This is a genomic window from Halomonas cerina, from assembly GCF_014192215.1.
Classification (GTDB): Bacteria; Pseudomonadota; Gammaproteobacteria; order Pseudomonadales; family Halomonadaceae; genus Halomonas; species Halomonas cerina.
In genome coordinates, this window is sequence record NZ_JACHXP010000011.1 from 111202 (window position 1) to 131642 (window position 20441).

Below are 20441 nucleotides of genomic sequence, written 5' to 3' on the forward strand. Positions count from 1 at the left end.
CCCGACGGCGACTCAGGCCCGGGGCAGCGTGACGTTGAGCTCGAGCACCGAGCAGTTGTCCTCGCTGTCGAGGCTGATGTTGATGGCATCGTCGTCGACCTGGACGTAGCGACGGATCACCTCCAGCAACTCCCTCTCGAGCATCGGCATGTAGTCCGGTTGGCCCCGCTGGCTGCGCTGGTGGGCCACGATGATCTGTAACCGCTCCTTGGCGACCGACGCAGATTTCTTGCGTTCGCGCTTCAGGAATTCGAGCAACTTCACCGGCGACCTCCTCCGAACATGCGGCTCAACAGGCTCTTCTTCTGGAACTCGTGGAAGCGCAAAGGGACCTCCTCCCCCAGCAACCGGGCGACGGTATCCGCGTAGGCCTGGCCGGCATCACTGTGCTCGTCGTGGGTAACCGGCACCCCCTGGTTCGAGGCCCGCAGCACCGCCTCCGACTCGGGAATCAGGCCGAGCAGGTCGATGGCCAGGATCTCGCGAATGTCCTCGAGATTGAGCATCTCGCCCAGGTCGACCCGGGTCGGGTTGTAGCGGGTGATCAGCAGGTGTTCCTTGATGGGGTCTTCGCCGCGCTCGGCCCGCCGGGTCTTGGACCCCAGCAGGCCAAGGATCCGGTCGGAGTCGCGCACCGAGGAGACCTCAGGGTTGGTGACCACGATCGCCTCGTCGGCGAAGTACATGGCCAGCTGCGCCCCACGCTCGATCCCCGCCGGGGAGTCGCAGATGATATGGTCGAAGTCCTTGTCCAGGGTGTCGAGCACCTTCTCGACGCCCTCCAGGGTCAGGGCATCCTTGTCGCGGGTCTGGGACGCCGGCAGGATGTGCAGGTTGTCGACCCGCTTGTCGCGGATCAGCGCCTGGTTGAGCCCGGCCTCCCCCTGGATGACGTTGACCAGGTCATACACCACGCGACGCTCGCAGCCCATGATCAGGTCGAGGTTACGCAGCCCCACGTCGAAGTCGATAACCACGGTCTTCTTGCCGCGCAGGGCCAGGCCGGTGGCAATGGCTGCTGCACTGGTTGTCTTGCCGACCCCACCCTTGCCGGAGGTCACAACGATGATCTTGGCCAAGTTACGCTTCCTGTCTGTCTTGGTGATTGGGAACCGGTGTTGAAGTCGCGGCTTGCGGCGTCCCATGTCAGGCCAGCGGCCCGATGCCGAGCTGGTCCTCGTCCAGGCGGACCTGGACGGGGGTGCCCAGCAGGCGCGGGTCGATGTCCTCGAGGCGCTTGTAGTTGCCGGCCACGGACAGCAGTTCGGCGTGCAGCTCACGGCAGAAGATCGCCGCCTGAACGTCCCCATGGATGCCGGCCAGGGCGCGGCCACGCAGGGCACCGTACACATGGACATTGCCGGCGGCGAGCACCTCGGCCCCCGCATTGACGGCCCCGACCACCACCAAGTCCCCCTCGGGCGCCGTCACCTGCTGACCGGAGCGTACCGTGCCGCGATAGGTCCGGCTGCCGACGGCGGCGGCCAGGGGCGGCTGTTCGATCCCGACGTCCTCGTCACGTTCCGGGACCGAAGGGGCCACGCTCTCCAGCGACCGGGGACGCGCGGGATCCTGAGGCGGGAACCAGCCGAGCCCCAGGGCCCAGGCCGACTGCCTGACCGGATCCGACCCGCCACGCACCGCCACGGGCAGCAGCTTGTGGGCGCGGCACACCGCACACAGGCGCTCCAGGGCCAGGTGCGGTTCATCGAGCTTCTCGACGCTCAGGACCACCGGGGTATGCTGGAAGAAGGCCGGGGACTGGCTGAGCTTGCCGGCCAGCTGCTCGCGGACCCGCTCGGGGTCCGCGCTGCTCAGCTCCATGACCGTCATCGGCAGCATCCCGCCCTTGAAGGTGAAGGCCATGCTGTCCCTGTCCACTTTGAGGCTCATTGCCGAACTCCACATAGGGGTGATGGTCGGGGTATAGCTTCAAAGCTAAGCGAGCACCCCGGACACTGCAACCGATCATAATCCCTGCAGGCCCCCCCTGTCAGTGGCCATGGCACGCCTGACCGCCATGGCGGCACTTTTCTGCTGACGCGGCGCATGCTTAGATAGACTTGGGACTCGGACGCGGGCCAGCACCGGGCCCCAGGGCAGGGCCATCTCACCGCGGTCACTGCCCCTAACAACCACAGAGAGTACGGCACGAGCTGTACCCACGTCAGGATGCATCATGTCAGGACTCTTACGCCGTCTGTTTGCCCCGCGTTGGAAACATTCCGACCCCGAGGTACGCCGCCAGGCGGCGGCTCGCCTGGACCCGCACCAGCCGGACCAGCAACAGATGCTGGAGTGCCTGGCCGTGGACGAGGATGCCGGGGTGCGCCTGGCCGCGCTGGAGCACCTCGACGATCCCGAGCGCCTGCTGCTCTTGCGCCGGGAAGGCGCGTCCCCGGAGCTCGAGGCCCGCCTGGTGGCCCTGCTCTCCGGCCGCCAGGGCCGGCTCGACCTTCCCCAGCGCATCGCCCTGGTTGAGGGGCTCGACGACCCTCGCCTGCTCAATGTACTGGCTCTGCAAGGCGACAACCAGCAGCTGCGCCTGGCGGCGCTCACCCGTCTCGAGGCCGAGGAAGACCTGATCCGCCAGGCCTGCGACAACGGCATCGCCGCGGTACGCCATGCCGCCGCCGCCCGGGTCGAGAGCGACGCCGGACTGACCCGGCTCACCCAAGAGGCCCGGCGCGACCGCCAGGTCATCCGCCAGGCCCGCGAGCGCCTCAATCGGCGGCGGGCCGACGCGGCCTCCCTGGCCGAAGCGCGCGCCCGCCGCGAGGCGCTGCTCGCCCAGCTGGAGCAGCACGCCACGGCCCCCTGGGAGCCCCTCTACGCCGGTCGCTTTCGCCACCTCATGCGGGAATGGTCACATCTGGAGGATCTGCCGGACGCCGGCCAGGAGCGCCGCTTCCAGGACGCCTGTCAGCGCTGTCGCAAGGTGATCGGTGACCACGAGGCCCGGGAGCATGCCCATGACGCCGACCTGCGCCGCCGCGAGGACGCCGACCAGGCCCGTGAGGCACTCATCGAGGCCCTGGAGGAGAGCCTCGAGAGCCTGCACCATGGCGATACCCTGACCGACCAGGACATCGCCAGTCTGCGCGCCCAGAAACAGTTGCTGGCCCACCGCTGGCAGACGCTGTCGGATCAGCACCTGGCCGACGAGGCACTGCGCGCCCGCTATGATGCCGCGCTGCGGGAGTACGAGCACATCGTCCAGGCCCGGGTCCGTCTGGATGAACGCGCCGGGGAGATCGAGCAGGCGCTGCAGTCAGGCGACGATGAACGCCTGACGAGTCTGGTCGATGCCTGCGCCTGGCCCGACGGCCTGGCTCCCGCTCCGTTGCTGCGCCGGGCCCGTGAACGTCTCGCCCATCAGGCAACCGCTGCGGACCAGGACCTGGACACGCGGCTGGTCCTGTTCGGCGAGGAGCTCGAGCGACTGGAGCAGCTGCTGGAAAGCGGCTCCTTCAAGGGCGCCAGCCGGCTCTACCAGCGACTCCGCCAGTGGGCCGAGACCTTTCCCCAAGAGCGCCTGGAGCCCCACCGTGCCACCCTCAAGCGCCTCGGCGCCCAACTCGCCGAACTGCGTGACTGGCGGGGCTTCGTCGCCGGCCCCAAGCGCGATCAGCTCTGCCAGGCCATCGACGCCCTCGCCGAGGACAGCACCCAGACCGATGCCGAGCTGGATCAACGCCACCGGCGGCTGGTCAAGGAATGGAAGTCGTTAGGCGACGCAGCTGCCAACCGAGAGCAGTCCGCCCGCTTCCGGGCTGCCTCGGACCGTATCCATGCGCGCCTCGCCTCCTGGCGGGAACGCCAGGAGGCCGAGCGGCGCCGCAACCTGGCGGGACGCGAGACGCTATGCGAACAGCTCGAGTCACTGCTGGCCCAACCCGATAGTGCGGCCGACCCGGACGCCCTGCGGGAGATCCGCGACCGCGCCCGGCAGCAGTGGCGCTACTTCTCTCCCGTGCCCCGCGACCAGGCTGAGTCGATCGGCCGGCGCTTCGGCCACATTCGCCACGCGCTGCAGGCGCTGATCGACCGCCGTGCTCGGGAGATTGCCGAGGCCAAGCGGGCCCTGATCGAACAGACCCGGGCGTTGCGGGATCAGGACCTGCCGCCTGGGCGGCGCGCCGCCCAGGCCAAGGCGCTGCAGCGCCGCTGGCGCGAGCTGGGACGAGCGCCACGGGGCGAGGAGCAAACCCTGTGGCGCGAGTTCCGCTCTCTGTGTGACGACATCTTCGCCCGACGGGAAGCCGAGCGGGATGATCAAGCCCGCGAGGCCCAGGAACGTCTCGACACCATGCAGGCCCTGATCGACCGACTCGACGCCTGGCAGCCTATGACCAGCGATGAGGCCGAACAGCTGGAGGCCGCCATCCTGGAGGCCACCGCCTTGGAGCCCCTGCCGTCGGGACGTCGCAGCGAGGGCATGCGTCAGCGCTGGTCGGGCATCGTCAGGGCGCGCCGCGCGCGCCTGGAGCGTCTGAAGGTTGCCGAGGCGGTCCAGCGTTGGCGGGCCGTACGACCGCTGCTCGAGGCCCATCTGCGCATGGATGCCGAACGGCTGGCGGGCGCCGAGCCGACCGATGTCGCCCCGCCCGATGATCTGCCAAAGCCCCTGGCTCGCGCCCACGCGCGGCGCAACGCCGCCCGGCGTGACCCACCTGGCCAGGACGAGGTCGCGGAGCGTCTGGCCCGACTGCGAGTCCACCTCTCCTTGCTCTCCGGCGGGCAGGTCAGCCAGCGCGACGACCCGCTGCGCCTGGCGATCCAGGTCGAGCGGCTCAACGACAACCTGGGACGCGATGCGTCGCCCGACGAGGAACTGCGCCAGCTCCTCTGCGAGCTGCTGGCCACGGGACCGGTATCGCCGGCCCTGTGGGAGCGGGAAGTGGTCGAGCTCGACCGGCTGCTCGACAGCCTGCTCCAGCTGCCGCCGCCCTGAAGGGGCTCAGGACTGGGTAGCCAGGAGCGAGCCCCCTGAATGACAGAAGCGCGAGGCTTCGGCCTCGCGCTTCTGCTGCTGTATTCATGAACACGCCCGTGATGCCGTCGCCTCGGCATCACGGGGGCGACAGGGGGTCAGCCCATGAACTGACCGCCGTTGATGTCGATGTTGGCGCCGGTGATGAAGCCGGACTCCTTGTCGGCCAGGAAGACGACCAGGCGAGCGATCTCTTCCGGCGTGCCATAGCGCTTGACCGGGATGCCTTCGCGAATCGCCTCCCGGACCTTCTCGGGAATCTTCATGATCATGTCGGTGGCGATATAGCCCGGCGACACGGTGTTCACCGTGATGCCCTTGGTAGCGGTCTCCTGCGCCAGGGACATGGTCACACCATGCATACCGGCCTTGGCCGCCGCGTAGTTGGCCTGGCCGAACTGCCCCTTGCGACCATTGATGGACGAGATGTTGATGATCCGCCCATAGCCCTGCTCCAGCATGTCATCGATCACGGTGCGGCAGGTATTGAAGACGCTGTTGAGGTTGGTGTCGATGACCTCGCTCCACTGCTCCGGGGTCATCTTCTTGAGGGTGCCGTCCCGGGTGATGCCGGCACAGTTCACCAGCACGCTGACGGGCCCGTAGTTGTCGTGAATCTCCTTGACCCCCGCCACACAGGAGTCATAGTCGGTCAGGTCGGTGCCCGACAGGGCAATGTTGTCATAGCCATCGGCCTTCTGGGTCTCGAGCCACGCCTTGGCCTTCTCCGGGTTGTTGTAGCCGGCCACGACCTGATAACCGGCATCGGCCAGTGCGCGACAGATGGCACTGCCGATACCACCGGTTCCTCCGGTGACCCAAGCCACGGGTGCTTGTGTTGTCATTGACTCACTCCCTGTTGATTCGTCACATGCTTACGCATCAGCGCATGGCGCGCCTGACAGTATGGTTGTGGTTGGCTGTCACTTTGATGACAACGCAAATTCGAGTATGGACCAGCCCGGCGTTCGGGACGAGCGTTTGAAATCAGATATTGACCAAAGGCGTAAAAGGGGTAGAATACGCCCCACGTCGATGCGGGGTGGAGCAGCCTGGTAGCTCGTCGGGCTCATAACCCGAAGGTCGTCGGTTCGAATCCGGCCCCCGCTACCAAACATCGAGAAAGGCCAGGACCGATAGGTCCTGGCCTTTTTCATGCTTAGAACTTATTTCCAAACTCCCAGCCAGGGTGGGCGCCGGGGGCAAGCTGAAGCGAGGGTCCTTTGCCATGGATGGCAAAGGTGGCGCCCATGGAAGGGTTTACAGCGCCCTCGCGCCGGCTTGTCGACGGAAAAGCCCACCCGACTGGTATGCTGTGTAAGGGGCTCTTACCGCCCCCGCGTTTCGCCATCGTGTCCCTTGATCACCGGCGGCATGCCCAGCCGGCCAATGCCCGGCAGCTTGAGGGCCGGTCGCCTGACGTCGAGGCCCCATGCCAGGCCCAGCAGGTTGAGTTCGAGACCCTCGTCCCGGGCCAGGGTCATACCCAGCAGGCCGCCCAGGGAGAGGGTCATGCCGGCTCCGCCCGGCGCCGATGCCAGCACCGTACCCGGCAGGTAATCCTTGCCCACCGCGGTCACCGGCAACACCACCTCGAGCCCCGGCACCGCCCGGGTCACCCAGGCGGTGAAGGTATTGCTGTTGGGCCCCGGCCAGGCGTAATAGGCACCCGGGAGCGGATAGGCCGCTACCGCCGCCTCGATGGCACCGATCATCGCCTCGGCCGAGCGTCCCCGGTAGTCGGCGAGCAGGACCGGAGCATTGCCGTACCAGGCCCGATCCGGCGAGACCGTGGACTGCGACACCAGAGCAGGGTGGCGCCAGCTCAGCACATGGTGCATCCGGTAGGTCTCAGCGCCAGGACGCCGGGTAGCGAGCCAGGTGTGCACGCCGAAAGCCCCCCGCCAGCCCCAGGCCCGCGCCGCATAGACCTGCACGACCGCCCCTGGCGCCTCATGGGGCGTCGGTGCCAGCCCCTCCGGAACACGACTGGCGGCCGACCAGTGGCCGCCTCCCGACACCTGACCGGAAGCCAGCAGCCACAATGGGCCGATCAGCAACAGCGAGAGCAGCAGGCCCAGGCCGCCCAGCAGGCGCAGGCATCGTCGCCCCATGCCCCTACCTCCCCTTGAAGTCGCGGACAGTCACCCGCATCTGTACAGCAAATGCATCCCTACGCAAGGCCACTGATCATGCCCATCGTCGATCCCCGCACCGGTGAGCCGCTCACCGACGACACGCCCGCTGGTGACGCCGCGAACGCCCCGGCAGACGGCCAGCACGCCGAGATGATCCTCGACGTCGACCGTCGCAACATTCAGCAACTGCTCGAAACCTCCATGCAGGTCCCGGTCCTGCTCGACTGCCGAAGCACCGTCGACGCGGCGAGCCAGCAGCTGAGCCAAGTACTCGAGAAGCTGGCACGGGAGTACAACGGCGCCTTCTTGCTCGGCCGCCTCGATATCGACCAGGAGCCGGACATCGCCGCCCAGTTGGGCGTACGGGCCGCGCCGGACGTCAAGCTGATCAGCCAGGGCGGGCTCGTCGATCATTTCCAGGGCGCCCTGCCCGAGAAGGAAGTTCGCGAGTGGCTGGGTCGTTACTTCCCGGCACCGGAAGAGGCCCCGGCCAGCCCGGAGGAGCAGGCCGCCGCTGCGCTGGAAGCCGGCGACACCGCCACCGCCCGCGCCCTCTATCAGGAACTGGCCGAACAGTACCCCCAACATGTGCCCTACCAGGTGGCGTTGGCCCGGGTGCTGGTGGTGGAGGACCAGCCCCAGGAGGCGCTGGCCATCCTCGATAACCTGCCGCCGGAGGACCGTGATGCCGCCCCGGCCCGCGGCGTACGAGCCAGCATCGAGTTCCGTGAGGAAGCGCCCGACCCGGCGCAGATGGCCGACCTCGAGGCGCGCGACGACAGCGAGGCCCGCTACCTGCGCGCCCTGCGCCAGTTGGCCGACGGCCACTACGAAGATGGCCTGGAGGCCCTACTGGCCCTGCTGAAGACCGACCGGGCCTATGGCGACGATGCCGCCCGCAAGACCCTGCTGCGGGCCTTCGACGCCTTGGGCGCCGATCATCCACTGACCGTTACCTATCGGCGCAAGCTGTTCGCCCAGCTCTACTGAAGCACGGTATCCAATCGAGCCAGCGCCGCCTCCAACTGACGCGCGGTGGTGCCGAAATTGAGCCGCGCGAACCCCGGCCAGCCGAAATCGGCCCCATCGGAGAGCGCCACCCGAGCCCGCTCGAGCAGCGCCCGCGCGGGTGAGGCCGCGTCCTCGGCCAGGGCCGGCGCGTCCCGCAGGTCCAGCCAAGCCAGATAGGTGGAGGCCGGCGGCGCCATGCGCACCCCGGGCCAGTCGGCCACCCGCGCCGCCAGGGTGCGCCGATGCCCCCGCAACACTTCGAGCAGAGCCTGGCGCCAAGGCTCGCCATGGGCATAGGCCGCCTCGGCGGCCACCAGTCCCAGCACGTTGGCATCCGGCTGCAGCCCCTTGGCCGCGGTGGCGAAGCGCCGGCGCTGACCGGCATCCGGGATCACCGCACAGGCCGTGGTCAACCCGGCCAGGTTGAAGGTCTTCGAGGGGGCCCAGAGGGTGACGATACGCTCGGCCAGCGCCGGGAAGGCCGCGGCCAGCGGCACGTGGTGCGCTCCCTCGTCGAGCAGCAGGTCACAGTGCAGCTCGTCGGAGACCACCTGCAGGTCGTGGCGCTCGACCAGGGTCGCCAACCCCGTCAGTTCCTCGCGGGTCCAGACCCGCCCGGTGGGGTTATGGGGCTGGCACCACAGCAAAAGCCGAGTGCGCGGAGTGATCGCCGCCTCCAGCGCCTCGAGGTCGAGTCGCCAGTCACCATCGGCGGTCTCGGGCGGGCGCATGGCGGCCCGCTGGGGAAGCCGCCCGGTGCGCTCGGCCACCCTCAGGAAGGGGGGATAAATCGGCGTCACCGTCAACACCCCGTCGCCGGGCTCGGTCAGCGCCAGGCTCGCCAAGTGGAGTGCCGGAACCACCCCGGGCAGCCACAGCTGCCAGGCCGGCTCGATGGCCCAGCCGTAATGCCGGGCACTCCAGTCACACAGCACCTCGCGCAGGGAATCCGGCACCAGGCCATAGCCGAAGACCCCGTGGGCGACCCGCGCCTGCAGGGCCTCGAGCACTGCCGGGGGGGAGACGAAGTCCATGTCGGCCACCCACAGTGGCAGGACATCATCGCCATGGCGATGCCATTTCTGCGAGGGCCAGTCGCCCCCGGACGGGTGGCGACGCTCGACGGGCGTGGCAAAATCGAAGTCCATGTGCCGTTCCATTTTCCAAAGGCCAGACAGATGCACCCGACCATGCCCCAACGCGGCTTCTATGCCAAGGTACGCCGCGGCCTGCCCGCCCTGATCCGGCAGTGGCTCACCCTCGGCCAGGCCGACACCGACCGCCTGGCCCTGCTGCTCGCCGAAACCGCCCGGGTCGCCAAGCTAGGCACCCCCGAGGCCACCCCGAGCGGCGCCACCCTGATCGCCTGGGGGGATCCCCGGTGCCAGGAGGAGATACCGCTCTGGGCCGGTCGCACCGCCACTTTCCTGCTGGTGCAGATGCCTGCCCGACCGATGCCGGCCAGCGACGACGAAGCCTGTGCCTGGGCTTACTGCTGGCTGCGCAACCGCGACTTCGCCGATGTCCAAGCCGCCGAACAGGCCCTGCCCAAGCATCTGCGCGCCCCCCTGGCCGGCCCCCTGCGCGCGGCCTGGGCGGATCGCCAGGGGCTGCGGCTGGTGTGAGCCTAGCGTCGCCGTCCCGCCCGCTTCTTGGGCCGGAAGCCATCGGGCTTGGTGGCCAGCCATTCGACGAAAGTCCGGATCTCGGGATGCGCCAACAGCGCCTCCCGGCTGCGATAATGGTCGGCCATCTCCCGCTCGCCGAGGACCGTATGCAGGTGCCGGTGGCAGGCGTGGCAGACCCACAGGATGGCGGTGAGCCGTTCGGCGCGATCGAAACGTCGCCGATAGCGCGCCTTGCCGTGCAGGGCGCGGGGAATGAGATGGTGCTTGGTCAGGGGCGCCGCCCGACCGCAGAGCTCGCAGGTCTCGGGCCGCGGCGGGGGAGAAAGGTCGTGACCGGCCATGGCACCTCGTGGGGATATCGTTCACACACAGATAAGGATATCGAAATGGAAGTTCCCCTCACCTGGCAACTGGCCAAGCTGCTGGTCTCGATCGGCGTGGTCCTGGGGCTCTCGGTGGTCGCCGAGCGGCTGAGCACTCGGCTGGCCGGCCTGCTCTCCGGCTACCCCTTGGGCACCGCCATCGCCCTGTTCTTCATCGGCCTGGAGATCTCACCCACCTTCGCCGCCGACAGCGCCGTGCACACCCTGGCCGGTTTCACCGCCACCCTGGCGCTGGGGGGTGGCTATCTGCTATGTGCCCGGCGCAACGGCCTCGTCGGAGTGCTGGCCGGCAGCGCCGGGGGCCTGGCGGTCTGGGGGGTGGTCAGCCTGCTGTTGACCCAGGTCGAGTTCACTCGGGTGACCGGCACTTTGACCACCCTGGTGGCGATCCTGGCCTTCATCCAGCTCTATCGCCGGGTGCCCGAGACCACCGCCCGGCCCCGGGGCGGCTTCTCCTGGCCGGCGCTGGGCCTACGCGCCGGCCTGGCCGCCGGCATCATCTTTTTGATCACCGGCCTGGCCCATGTGGTCCCCACCGCCTGGGCCGGGGTGATGGCCGCCTTTCCGGTGACCATGTACCCCTTCCTGGTGATCCTGCACCTGACCCACGGCGCCGCCCCGGTGGCCACGGTCATCAAGCACTACCCGGCCGGGCTCGGCTCGCTGCTCTGCTATGCACTGACCGTCTCGCTGACCTACGCGACCTTAGGGCTGGTGACCGGTACCCTGCTCGGCTTCGTGGCCGCCACCGCCTGGCTAGTGGCCTGGACTCGCTGGCAGGCGCGACGACCAGAGAGGGCTTGACCTAGCGCTTGCTCGGGATAATGCTGGGCTCTTCTTCACCCGCGTGGCTTCGCAGCCCCCACGATCACAAGGACACGCTATGTTCGTACGTACCATCGAGCCCGCCTTCTACGACACCGACGCCCTGGGGCATGTCAACAACACCCGCCTGCCCGCCTGGTTCGAGCTGGCCCGCAATGACTTGTTCCGGCTCTTCACGCCGGACCTCGACCCGCGCAAGTGGCGTCTGATCATGGCGCGGATGGAGGTCGACTACCGCGCCGAGCTGCAGTACGGTCGCGAGATCGAGATCCGCACCTATGTCTCGCGGCTGGGCAACAGCTCCTTCACGGTGAGCCAGGAGGCGCGCCAGGGAGGTGTCCTGACCAACCTGGGCCATACCGTCATGGTCCACTTCGATCATGAGAGCAAACGGGCCATCCCCATCGAGGGCGAGCTGCGCGAGGCTCTCGAGGCTCACCTGCAGGAAGAGCCCGCGGACGCATGACCCCGGCCGTCAAGACGCTGGAGAAGGCCGGGGTGGCCTTCTCCACTGCCAGCTACGCGCCTGATCCGAGACGCCCGGCCTATGGCGAGGAAGCCGCCCGGGCGCTGGATCTCTCGCCCGACGAGGTGTTCAAGACCCTACTGGCCCGGCTCGACGATGACCGCTTGGTGGTGGCGATCGTGCCGGTCTCGGCCCAACTCGATCTCAAGGCCCTGGCCCGGGCGGCCGGGGCCCGCAAGGCGGTGCTCGCCGCGCCCGCCGAGGCCGAGCGGGCCACGGGCTACGTGGTGGGTGGCATCAGCCCCTTGGGCCAGAAACGTCGCCTGGCGATTTTCCTCGACACCAGCGCCGAGGCCCGCGCGACGCTTTACGTCAGCGGGGGGCGCCGGGGACTCGAGATCTGCCTCGCCCCGGATGACCTGGTCCGGGCCACGGGCGCCCGGCTGGCGCCCGTGGCCCGTCGCTGAAACGCCGCGTGAGCCGAAGGGGCGGACCCGCTGTCTCAGGGCGACGTCCCTGGCTGCGGTACGCCAGGACCTCTTCCCCAGAAGGAGCCGACCATGGCCATCCGCTATGATCTCTGGCTGGATCCCGACAATGTCGCCCGACACCAGGCCGTGGAAGCCGACCTGGAGCGCTACTTCATGGAGCGTTTCGCCGACTACCCCCACATCCGCTTGTTCGGGGCCGACCCTTACGATTATGATGCGCCGTTCAACCGCCTTTATGATGTGCTGATGGCACGGGCCGGCGAGTACTGCGAGCGGGAGTGGCGCTATGTGCCCACACCGGAGCAGCTCACCCGCACCTTCTACCGTGCCGTGGGCCGTTCGAACAAGTTTCTACGGGACCCCGACGATGGTGATCCGCACCGATCAGAGACCTGATGCGCGCCAGCTAGCCATCATCACCGAGCAGCTCGGCCGTGAACCGCGCGGCATCGAGGCCTTGGCCGCCACCGACGGCGAAGGCACCCCGCTGGTGCTGCGCATGGCGCCCATCGTCGATGGCCGGCCGTTTCCGACCCTCTACTGGCTCTGCTCCGAGCGGCTCAAGGTCGAACTCTCCCGGATCGAGGCCGTCGGGGTGATCAAGCAGCTGGAGGCGCGCCTGCAGCGGGATGCCGACTTCCTGGCCGCCTACCACCGCAGCCACGAGGACTATGTCCGCGCCCGCTGGGCCGTCATGACCGAGGCCCAGCGCGCCGAGGTCGAGCGCCTGGGCTATGGCGAGGTGCTACGCATCCGGGGCATCGGCGGCATCACCAATCGCGATCAGGTGCGTTGCCTGCATACCCAGTATGCCCACCACCTGTGCGGCGACAACGCCATCGGCCAGTGGCTGGATGCCGAATACGGTATCGCCGACTGCCTGCCCTGAGCACGCCCGCTCTCTTTTTCCTCCCCCTCACCCCCAACCCAGGAGACACTCCGCATGTACGTCGATACCCCCGTGATCGCCAGCCTCACCCTGATCGCCAGCCTGCTCGTCATTAGCGGCGTCGGCATCAAGCTGCTGCGCCAGGCGATGCGTCGTGACGCGGCCAGCAGCACTCGCTGACCGGTCCGGCCGACACTACGCAGGGCGCCTGACGGCGCCCTTTTTTTGTTAACGGCGCACGCGCCAGGCTTTCTCGCTCCCCATCCGGCGGCTAGGATGAGGGACGCACCAAGGAGGCGAGCATGGCGAGATTCTGCGTCTATCTGGGGTCCCGGGAAGGCAACGCTCCGCAGTTCGTGGAGGCGACCCGACAGCTGGGTCACCAGCTGGCTCGACGCGGCCACGGCCTGGTCTATGGCGGCGCCCGCGTGGGGCTGATGGGCGAACTGGCCGACACCGTCATGGTGGCGGGCGGCGAGGTGGTCGGGGTGATGCCCGACCACCTGGTGGAGCGCGAGCAGGCCCACCACGGCCTGACGCGGCTGATCCGGGTGCACAACATGCACGAGCGCAAGGCGAGCATGGCCGCCCATGCCGATGCCTTCATCGTGCTGCCCGGCGGCATCGGTACCCTGGAGGAGTTCTTCGAGGCCTGGACCTGGCAGTACCTGGGCCTTCATGACAAGCCCATCGGGGTACTCGACACCGCCGGCTTCTATGCGCCCCTGCTGGCCTTCCTGGACAGCACCGTGACCCACGGCTTCCTCAACGCCCGTACCCGCGACGCCCTGGTCGACGCCACCGAGCCCGACACCCTGCTGGAGGCCCTGGAGACCGCTTTGACCACGAGGGGCTAGCAAGCGGCGACCTCCATGCCTCAACCGGGTGCCGGTCCGCTCGCCCCTTCCTGCACAACTCTCACCTTCCTGCACAAGGAGTTGTCATGCACGCCATTGTCATCGACGGAGAACAGCTGAGCTGGCAGGCCATGGAGCCCCCTCCCGGCCCCGGGGCCGGCGAGGTGCGCCTGCGCGTCGCCTGGGCCGGGGTCAACCGCGCCGACCTGATGCAGCGTGCCGGCCACTACCCGCCGCCACCCGGGACCAGCGAGATCATGGGCCTTGAGGTCAGCGGCACGGTCATCGCCACCGGCCCGGGCGTCGAGTGGCCGGCGGTCGGCGAGCCCGTCTGTGCGCTGCTGGCCGGCGGCGGCTATGCCGAGGAGGTGGTAGTGGACGCCCGCCAGGTGCTGCCGCTCCCCGAGGGCCTCGGCCTGCGCGAGGCCGCGGCCCTGCCCGAGGTCTTCACCACCGCCTGGCTCAACCTGTTCATGGAGGGGGCACTGGCCGAGGGTGAGCGGGTGCTGCTGCACGCCGCGGCCAGTGGCGTGGGCACCGCCGCCATCCAACTCTGCCGCGCCTTCGGCCACCCCTGCTTCGCCACCGCCGGCAGCGAGGCCAAGCTCGCCGCCTGTCGCGAGCTGGGGGCAGATGCCGGCTGGAACCGTCACGACGGCAGCTTCGTCGAGGCCGTGAAGGCCTGGGGCGGCGCCGACATGATCCTCGATCCGGTCGGTGCGAGTTACCTCGCCGATAACCAGCAGGTCCTCAATGCCGACGGCCGGCTGGTGGTGATCGGGCTGATGGGAGGCCGCCAGGCGAAGCTCGACCTGGGACGCATGCTGATGAAGCGCCAGCGGCTGATCGGCTCGACCCTGCGGGCCCGGCCACCGGCGGCCAAGGGCGAGATCCTCGCGGCCCTGCGCCGGCATGTCTGGCCGCGACTCGTGACCGGTGAGCTCTCGCCGCTGGTGGATCGCACCTGGCCGATCACGGCGGTGGAGGCCGCCCACGCCCATATGCAGCGGGATGCCAACATCGGCAAGGTGCTGCTCTCGGTCGGTGGCGAGGAATAAGGGGCTCAGGCTGGGCCGGTGAGCTCGAGAGTGCGCTGGTAGGTGAGCTGCAACAGGCGGGCATCGTCACCGGCCCGATGCCGGTGGATGCCCATCTCGCGGATCACCGCCTCCTTGGTGTCGCTCCACAGGGCCTGCTGGGACTCGCTGAGCAGGATCCGCAACGCCTCGAGCCGGAAGGCCGGCAGCATGCCGGCATGATGGAACAGCAGCGACAGCCAGGTGTTGTCGTATCCCCAGCTATCGCTGTAGGCAATCCCGATCTCACCCAGCTCGTCGTTGAGCCAGCGAGCCACCTCACGCACCGGATAGCCCTCGCGCTGGAGCCGGCCCCGGGAGATACCGTGCAGAAGTTCGGCCTTGGGGTCCCAGTGCGTCCATTCGGCAAGGGGCTGGACGAGGAAGGCACAGGTGCTGCCATCGGGACGGGCCAGGCCGATCTCGATAGGGTAGCTGCCGCGCCCGAAGCCGGACGCTTCGATATCCAGCAATGTCGGTAGCGTCACTGGCAGGAGAGTCCTTGGTGGTGAAGGCCGTTCCAGGGCCCTGGAACCAGGAGGGAATGCCGGCCTTCCAGGCCGGCGGCGTGTGGCTAGTGTCGCGTCTCGCCTTCGCCGGTGTCCAGCGCCGCCAGGCCGGCCAGCCGGTCGGCCCGCTCCTGCCAGTAGGCGGCCCGCTCGGGGTCCACGGCCAGGCCCAGCTCCCCTCCTTGATAGGCCATCGCCAGGCGGGCGGCGGCCAGGGGGTGACCGGCCTCACCGGCCCGGGCATACCAGGTCACGGCATGCTCGTCGCGCCGCGGGTACTGGGTGCAGCCGTGTTCGTAGATCTGGCCGGCCTGATATTGGGCGCGAGGGTCACCACTGCTCGCGGCTTCCATCACGTAGCGGGCGCCACGGGCCTTGTCCTGGGGAGTGATCCCCCGATGGAACAGCATATGACCATACAGCGACAGGGCCGCCGGATGGCCGGCATCGGCACAGCGCTGGAAGAGGTGCATGGTCAGGCGCTGAGTGCGCGGCGAGCGAGGAAGCCAGCGGATATGGAACAACTGCTGCGCAAGCCGGTACTCGAGCCGGGTGAACAGTGACGATGCCTGCTGCATGGCAAACAACCCTGCGTCCAGTATGGTGGAACACGACGTCGATCACGGCCCTGTGTCCGGCGTCGTCCCTTCGATGACGATGGCCCCGCGGACTCCGCACGGGCAATGGGGTCGCAGCATACGCCCGGGGCGTCAGCGACTCAACCCCTCGCCATTTGCCGCCATGATACCCCCTCGCTACCATGCCGTTTCCCCTACCCTCAGCCATCCAAGGAGTGACGGATGCAAACGCGCCCCCTCGGCAATACCGGTATCCAGGTCAGCCGGCTGTGTCTCGGCACCATGACCTTCGGCGAGCAGAATACCGAAGCCGAGGCCCATGGGCAGCTGGATCGCGCCGTGGCCTTCGGCATCGACTTCATCGACACCGCCGAGATGTACCCGGTGCCGCCTCGCGCCGAGACTCAGGGCCGCACCGAGGCCTATGTCGGCAGCTGGCTGAAGGCCCGAGGCTCGCGTGACAACGTGATCATCGCCACCAAGGCCGCCGGCCCCGGCCTCGAGCACATCCGCGGCGGCCCACGTCTGACCCGCAAGCACCTCCACCAGGCCATCGACGCGAGCCTCGCGCGCCTGCAGACTGACTACGTGGACCTCTACCAGTTGCACTGGCCCGACCGGCAGGCCAACTTCTTCGGCCAACTGGACTACCAGCATGACGTGGAGGAGAACGCCACGCCGTTGGAGGAGAGCCTCTCGGCCCTGAAAGAGCTGGTGGAGGCCGGCAAGGTCCGCGCCATCGGGCTCTCCAACGAGACGCCCTGGGGCGTGATGCACGCCCTGCACCTGGCAGACACCCTCGGGCTTCCACGGGTCGCCTCGGTACAGAATCCCTATAACCTCCTCAACCGCTCCTTCGAGGTGGGCCTGGCCGAGATCGCCCATCGCGAGAACGTGGGCCTGCTGGCCTACTCGCCACTGGGCTTCGGGGTGCTCTCCGGCAAGTACCTCGACGGTGCCCGGCCGGCCAATGCCCGCCTCACCCTCTTCGAGCGCTTCCAGCGCTACACGTCCCCGCGGGCCGAGGAGGCGACCCGCGCCTATGTGCAGATCGCCCGGGAGCATGGCCTCGACCCGGCCCAGATGGCCCTGGCCTTCGTCAATTCACGCCCCTTCCTGACCAGCAACATCATCGGCGCCACCACCCTGGAACAGCTGGAAAGCGACCTGGCCAGCGAAGCCCTGACACTGGAACCGGCGGTGCTCGAGGCCATCGAGGCGGTGCACCAGCGCCTCCCCAATCCCTGCCCCTGACGTCTTGCCGGCGCCCACCGGGGCTATCGGCGCGATAGCCCCGGTGGGATGAGGGGCTTGGTATACTCCGGGCATTCCTCCACTGGCAACAGGAGCCTTATTCATGCTGAGCGTGATCTCGCCCGCCAAGACGCTGGACTTCGAGACGCCGACCACCACCTCGCGCCACAGCCAGCCGGCGCTGCTCGACCACAGCCGGGAGCTCGTCGCGATCCTGCGAAACCTCTCGCCCCGGCACCTCAGTGAGCTGATGAGCATCAGCGACAAGCTGGCCGGCCTCAACGCCGCGCGTTTCGCCGAGTGGCACACGCCCTTCACCCTCGAGAACGCCAAGCCAGCAGCCCAGGCCTTCCAGGGCGACGTCTATGTGGGGCTCGCGGCCGACAGCTTCGATGACGACGACAATGCCTTCGCCCAGGATCACCTGCGGATTCTCTCCGGGCTCTACGGCCTGCTGCGACCGCTGGACCTCATCCAGCCCTACCGCCTGGAGATGGGCACCAAGCTCGAGAATCCTCGCGGCCGCGACCTTTATGCCTACTGGAAGCCGCTGCTGACCCGTGAGCTCGACCGCGCCGTGGCCGAAAGCGGCTCGCCGGTGCTGGTCAACCTGGCCTCCAATGAGTACTTCAAGGCCATCGACACGAAACAGCTGCACGCCCGCGTGATCACGCCCGTGTTCAAGGACGAGAAGAATGGCCAGTACAAGATCATCAGCTTCTATGCCAAGAAGGCCCGCGGCCTGATGGCGGCCTGGATGATTCGTCAACGACTGGACGACCCGGAGGGTCTCAAGGACTTCGACGTGGCCGGCTATCGCTTCAATGCCGCCATGTCCGAGGGCAGCAGCCTGGTGTTCACGCGGGACGAACAGAGCCGCTGAGCCAGGGTTGTCCCGGGCGGCTCGGCTCCCTAGAAGAAGCGCAGGGGGCGCGCCGAGCGTCCCCTGAGCAGCGACCGATGGACCCGTCGGAACCGCTCGTCGTCGCAACGGTGCAGCCACTCATAGGCCACCATGTCCGCCGAGACGGCGACGCCCCCCGCCTGCATCACCCGTTGTCTGGCCAGTTGGGCCTCGTCGGCGCGGCGACTCGCGCAGGCCTCCGCCAGCCAATGGACCGCATACCCTGCCTCGAGCAGCCCGAGCGCCGTCTGCAGCACGCAGACGTGCGCCTCGGTCCCGCACAGCACCACCTGGCGCCGCCCGCTCTCGGCCAGCTCCCGGGAAAATGCCGGCTCGGCATGGGCATCGAAATGGTGTTTCTCCCAGCGACGATGGGGGCCCAGTTGGTCGAGCAACCGCGGTACGCTGGTGCCCAGTCCCTGCGGATACTGCTCGGTCAGCCAGACCGGGACATCCAGCACGCTCGCCACCTGGCCCATCCAGGCGGCCTCGGTCACCACCTGGTCACCGCCCTCGATGACCGGTAACAGGCCAACCTGGAGATCGACGATCAGCAACAGACTCTGCTCAGGCACCAGGCGCATCCCTCACTCCTCCTCGGGCTCATCGGTAGTAGTCGTGGTGGAGCCCCATAGTCGCTAGAATGGAGACTTCCGCAGACCCCGTCACCCCCCTTCACGATGGAGACCCAAGATGCGCCAATTTCTCGTCATGCTGATGGTCGGCATGCTGGGCTTCGGCCTAGCCGTCGATCATGCCGAAGCCAAGCGCCTGGGCGGCGGCAAGAGCTTCGGTTCCTACTCCCGTTCGGCCGATACCAACACCGCCACCCCCAATCGCACCACCAGTGCTCCCCAGGGGCAGCGCAAGCCATCGAGTGGCCTGTCCCGCTTCGCCGGCCCCTTCGCCGGCCTGCTCGCTGGCGGCCTGCTGGCCTCGCTGTTCTTCGGCGGGGCCTTCGATGAGTTTCGCTTCATGGACATCCTGCTTATCGCCGGCGTCGCGTTTCTGTTGTTCCGGCTGCTAGCCAAGCGCCGGCGGGCGGTAACGGCGAACGGTGCTGCCGTGGCTGGGCGCCCTGAGGCACCCCAGCAGTCCTTCCGGACCGCCACGTCGTCCATGGGGGGCAGTAACGGCATCGGCAGCGAACCCGCCTGGTTCGACCGGGAACGCTTCCTGGGAGGAGCCAAGGAGCACTTCATGACGTTGCAGCGCGCGTGGGACAACAACGACTTCTCGCAGATCCAGGAATACGTGACCCCCGAGCTCTACAATCAGCTGCGCGAGGAGCGTGACCGTCAACCCGCCAACAACCGTACCGAGATCGTACGCCTGTTCGCCGAACTGGGCAGTGTGCGCGAAGTCGGTCAGCAGGCCGAGGCCAGCGTACTATTCCACGGCATCATCGCCGAGAATGGCGAGGAGACCGAGTTCAACGAGACCTGGCACCTGATCCGCGACCTGCGTGACGGCGCGCCTTGGTACGTCCAGGGCATCGAGCAGAACCCCAGCGCCTGATAGCGCCACCAGTCCCTCCCCACCAGTCCTTCCTATAATAACGCAGAAGGCCGGGCAAACAGCCCGGCCTTCTGCATTCACGGACACACCATCACGTCCTCAGTTTTGCGCCTCTTCGGCGGTCTCTTCCATCTCGTCGCCCATTTCCTCCATGCCTTCACCCATCTCCTCGGCGGACTCGTCGATGTTCTGCTCCATCTCTTCCGCAGACTCATCGATGCTCTCGCCGGCCTGCTCGGCCGGTCCCTCTTCCTCACAGGCGGCCAGGCCTAGGGCGGTCATGCCGATGAGCAGTGACAGGGCAAGCTTGCGCAGAAGCTGACGTTTCATAGGGATTCTCCTCCTGAGACGATCCATCCAAGGTCTGTCCCGACAGGCTAGCCGCCCAGCGCCGGCCTGGCTACCGAAGAAAGTCCTTTCACTACATTGATTTGTCGGCAACGACCGACATTCCCGACCCAGTGGCCCAACATGAAAACGCCCCGACCTCTTTCGAGGCCGGGGCGTTTCCGGAAGAAGTGCCTGACGATGACCTACTCTCGCATGGGGAAGCCCCACACTACCATCGGCGCTGAGCGGTTTCACTGCTGAGTGCGGCATGGGATCAGGTGGTTCCCGCTCGCTATGGTCGTCAGGCGAAAAAGGCAATGCGAATCATGCTGGCGAGAACGTCTCTCGTATCCGGCGTCGTGGGCCATCCCAGACCCCTTGGGTGTTATATGGTCAAGCCTCACGGGCCATTAGTACCGGTTAGCTCAACGCCTTGCAGCGCTTCCACACCCGGCCTATCCACCAGCTGGTCTCGCTGGGCCCTTCAGGAGGCTCAAGGCCTCGGGGAGATCTCATCTTGAAGGGGGCTTCCCGCTTAGATGCCTTCAGCGGTTATCCCGTCCGCACATAGCTACCCGGCAGTGCCACTGG

General features: G+C 67.8%; 25 protein-coding genes, 1 tRNA gene and 2 rRNA genes. 15 read left to right on the forward strand and 13 right to left on the reverse strand.

Translation table 11 applies throughout. The annotated features are described in order from the left end of the window. Positions 1 to 12: 12 nt before the first annotated feature. The 3 genes from minE to minC form a co-directional block, all read right to left on the reverse strand. The gene (gene minE / locus FHR94_RS12125; RefSeq protein WP_183325986.1) at positions 13 to 264 is read right to left on the reverse strand and encodes a cell division topological specificity factor MinE; all 252 of its coding nucleotides are present in this window, start codon (positions 262 to 264) and stop codon (positions 13 to 15) included. After that, positions 261 to 1079 carry a septum site-determining protein MinD gene (gene minD / locus FHR94_RS12130; protein ID WP_183325987.1) on the reverse strand — a complete coding sequence of 273 codons (819 nt, stop codon included), beginning with the start codon at positions 1077 to 1079 and terminating at the stop codon, positions 261 to 263. The genes minE and minD overlap by 4 nt, the downstream gene beginning before the upstream one ends. A gap of 67 nt (positions 1080 to 1146) precedes the next feature. After that, positions 1147 to 1893 (reverse strand): septum site-determining protein MinC, encoded by a 747-nt coding sequence (minC, locus tag FHR94_RS12135; protein WP_183325988.1) that lies wholly within the window; start codon positions 1891 to 1893, stop codon positions 1147 to 1149. Positions 1894 to 2179: 286 nt separating this feature from the next. Here minC and FHR94_RS12140 point away from each other — a divergent pair, with 286 nt between their 5' ends. Further along, complete coding sequence (locus FHR94_RS12140; protein WP_183325989.1) at positions 2180 to 4954, forward strand: DUF349 domain-containing protein; 2775 nt, start codon at positions 2180 to 2182, stop codon at positions 4952 to 4954. A 137-nt stretch (positions 4955 to 5091) separates the two neighbouring features. Here the strand turns inward: FHR94_RS12140 and phbB are convergent, their stop codons facing one another. Continuing rightward, positions 5092 to 5838, reverse strand: a complete 747-nt coding sequence (gene phbB / locus FHR94_RS12145) for an acetoacetyl-CoA reductase (RefSeq protein ID WP_183325990.1) — start codon at positions 5836 to 5838, stop codon at positions 5092 to 5094. A 191-nt stretch (positions 5839 to 6029) separates the two neighbouring features. On the opposite strand from phbB, the gene FHR94_RS12150 reads away from it, so the two are divergent. After that, positions 6030 to 6106: transfer RNA gene (locus FHR94_RS12150), tRNA-Met, on the forward strand. Positions 6107 to 6321: 215 nt separating this feature from the next. Here the strand turns inward: FHR94_RS12150 and FHR94_RS12155 are convergent. Continuing rightward, a complete protein-coding gene (locus FHR94_RS12155; RefSeq protein WP_183325991.1) occupies positions 6322 to 7107 on the reverse strand; it encodes a DUF3750 domain-containing protein in 786 nt (261 codons plus the stop codon). 78 nt (positions 7108 to 7185) lie between these two features. Here FHR94_RS12155 and FHR94_RS12160 point away from each other — a divergent pair, with 78 nt between their 5' ends. Next, a complete protein-coding gene (locus tag FHR94_RS12160; RefSeq protein ID WP_183325992.1) occupies positions 7186 to 8121 on the forward strand; it encodes a tetratricopeptide repeat protein in 936 nt (311 codons plus the stop codon). Here the strand turns inward: FHR94_RS12160 and FHR94_RS12165 are convergent. Further along, positions 8115 to 9290 carry a MalY/PatB family protein gene (locus tag FHR94_RS12165; protein WP_183325993.1) on the reverse strand — a complete coding sequence of 392 codons (1176 nt, stop codon included), beginning with the start codon at positions 9288 to 9290 and terminating at the stop codon, positions 8115 to 8117. The two genes, FHR94_RS12160 and FHR94_RS12165, sit on opposite strands and share 7 nt — an antisense overlap. Positions 9291 to 9332: 42 nt before the next feature. Here FHR94_RS12165 and FHR94_RS12170 point away from each other — a divergent pair, with 42 nt between their 5' ends. Continuing rightward, the gene (locus FHR94_RS12170; RefSeq protein WP_183326016.1) at positions 9333 to 9767 is read left to right on the forward strand and encodes a hypothetical protein; all 435 of its coding nucleotides are present in this window, start codon (positions 9333 to 9335) and stop codon (positions 9765 to 9767) included. 2 nt (positions 9768 to 9769) lie between these two features. Here FHR94_RS12170 and FHR94_RS12175 read toward each other — a convergent pair whose 3' ends face one another. Beyond that, complete coding sequence (locus FHR94_RS12175; RefSeq protein WP_183325994.1) at positions 9770 to 10111, reverse strand: hypothetical protein; 342 nt, start codon at positions 10109 to 10111, stop codon at positions 9770 to 9772. A gap of 45 nt (positions 10112 to 10156) precedes the next feature. Here FHR94_RS12175 and FHR94_RS12180 point away from each other — a divergent pair, with 45 nt between their 5' ends. From FHR94_RS12180 to FHR94_RS12210, 8 genes are all read left to right on the forward strand, one after another. Then, on the forward strand, positions 10157 to 10957 hold the full coding sequence (locus FHR94_RS12180; protein WP_183325995.1) for a hypothetical protein: 801 nt from the start codon (positions 10157 to 10159) through the stop codon (positions 10955 to 10957). A gap of 79 nt (positions 10958 to 11036) precedes the next feature. Further along, positions 11037 to 11444 (forward strand): acyl-CoA thioesterase, encoded by a 408-nt coding sequence (locus FHR94_RS12185; RefSeq protein ID WP_183325996.1) that lies wholly within the window; start codon positions 11037 to 11039, stop codon positions 11442 to 11444. Beyond that, positions 11441 to 11911: a Cys-tRNA(Pro) deacylase gene (gene ybaK, locus FHR94_RS12190; RefSeq protein ID WP_183325997.1), complete on the forward strand. Its 471-nt coding sequence runs from the start codon at positions 11441 to 11443 to the stop codon at positions 11909 to 11911. The genes FHR94_RS12185 and ybaK overlap by 4 nt, the downstream gene beginning before the upstream one ends. 93 nt (positions 11912 to 12004) lie before the next feature. Continuing rightward, positions 12005 to 12331, forward strand: a complete 327-nt coding sequence (locus tag FHR94_RS12195; RefSeq protein WP_183325998.1) for a hypothetical protein — start codon at positions 12005 to 12007, stop codon at positions 12329 to 12331. Continuing rightward, positions 12303 to 12824 (forward strand): DUF501 domain-containing protein, encoded by a 522-nt coding sequence (locus FHR94_RS12200; RefSeq protein ID WP_183325999.1) that lies wholly within the window; start codon positions 12303 to 12305, stop codon positions 12822 to 12824. Before FHR94_RS12195 ends, FHR94_RS12200 begins: the two co-directional genes overlap by 29 nt. A gap of 54 nt (positions 12825 to 12878) precedes the next feature. Beyond that, the gene (locus FHR94_RS19865) at positions 12879 to 13004 is read left to right on the forward strand and encodes a hypothetical protein (RefSeq protein ID WP_281376018.1); all 126 of its coding nucleotides are present in this window, start codon (positions 12879 to 12881) and stop codon (positions 13002 to 13004) included. A gap of 122 nt (positions 13005 to 13126) precedes the next feature. After that, on the forward strand, positions 13127 to 13681 hold the full coding sequence (locus FHR94_RS12205; RefSeq protein WP_183326000.1) for an LOG family protein: 555 nt from the start codon (positions 13127 to 13129) through the stop codon (positions 13679 to 13681). Between the two features lie 86 nt (positions 13682 to 13767). Further along, a complete protein-coding gene (locus tag FHR94_RS12210; RefSeq protein ID WP_183326001.1) occupies positions 13768 to 14739 on the forward strand; it encodes an NAD(P)H-quinone oxidoreductase in 972 nt (323 codons plus the stop codon). 5 nt (positions 14740 to 14744) lie between these two features. On the opposite strand, the gene FHR94_RS12215 is transcribed toward FHR94_RS12210, so the two are convergent. Both FHR94_RS12215 and FHR94_RS12220 read right to left on the reverse strand, forming a co-directional pair. Beyond that, the gene (locus tag FHR94_RS12215; RefSeq protein WP_183326017.1) at positions 14745 to 15251 is read right to left on the reverse strand and encodes a hypothetical protein; all 507 of its coding nucleotides are present in this window, start codon (positions 15249 to 15251) and stop codon (positions 14745 to 14747) included. Positions 15252 to 15331: 80 nt separating this feature from the next. Further along, on the reverse strand, positions 15332 to 15844 hold the full coding sequence (locus FHR94_RS12220) for a tetratricopeptide repeat protein (protein WP_183326002.1): 513 nt from the start codon (positions 15842 to 15844) through the stop codon (positions 15332 to 15334). 222 nt (positions 15845 to 16066) lie between these two features. Between FHR94_RS12220 and FHR94_RS12225 the strand changes: the two genes are divergently transcribed. Both FHR94_RS12225 and yaaA read left to right on the forward strand, forming a co-directional pair. Beyond that, positions 16067 to 17098: an NADP(H)-dependent aldo-keto reductase gene (locus tag FHR94_RS12225; protein WP_183326003.1), complete on the forward strand. Its 1032-nt coding sequence runs from the start codon at positions 16067 to 16069 to the stop codon at positions 17096 to 17098. A 103-nt stretch (positions 17099 to 17201) separates the two neighbouring features. After that, positions 17202 to 17981, forward strand: coding sequence for a peroxide stress protein YaaA (gene yaaA, locus FHR94_RS12230; RefSeq protein ID WP_183326004.1), 780 nt, complete (start codon positions 17202 to 17204; stop codon positions 17979 to 17981). Positions 17982 to 18010: 29 nt separating this feature from the next. On the opposite strand, the gene FHR94_RS12235 is transcribed toward yaaA, so the two are convergent. Continuing rightward, a complete protein-coding gene (locus FHR94_RS12235; RefSeq protein ID WP_183326005.1) occupies positions 18011 to 18586 on the reverse strand; it encodes an isochorismatase family protein in 576 nt (191 codons plus the stop codon). A gap of 109 nt (positions 18587 to 18695) precedes the next feature. Between FHR94_RS12235 and FHR94_RS12240 the strand changes: the two genes are divergently transcribed. Next, a complete protein-coding gene (locus FHR94_RS12240) occupies positions 18696 to 19520 on the forward strand; it encodes a Tim44 domain-containing protein (protein ID WP_183326006.1) in 825 nt (274 codons plus the stop codon). Positions 19521 to 19619: 99 nt separating this feature from the next. Here the strand turns inward: FHR94_RS12240 and FHR94_RS12245 are convergent, their stop codons facing one another. The 3 genes from FHR94_RS12245 to FHR94_RS12255 all read right to left on the reverse strand — a co-directional run. After that, on the reverse strand, positions 19620 to 19850 hold the full coding sequence (locus FHR94_RS12245; RefSeq protein WP_183326007.1) for a hypothetical protein: 231 nt from the start codon (positions 19848 to 19850) through the stop codon (positions 19620 to 19622). A gap of 190 nt (positions 19851 to 20040) precedes the next feature. Further along, a 5S ribosomal RNA gene (gene rrf / locus FHR94_RS12250) occupies positions 20041 to 20156 on the reverse strand. An 83-nt stretch (positions 20157 to 20239) separates the two neighbouring features. Further along, positions 20240 to 20441: ribosomal RNA gene (locus tag FHR94_RS12255) — 23S ribosomal RNA — on the reverse strand; the annotation flags it as partial.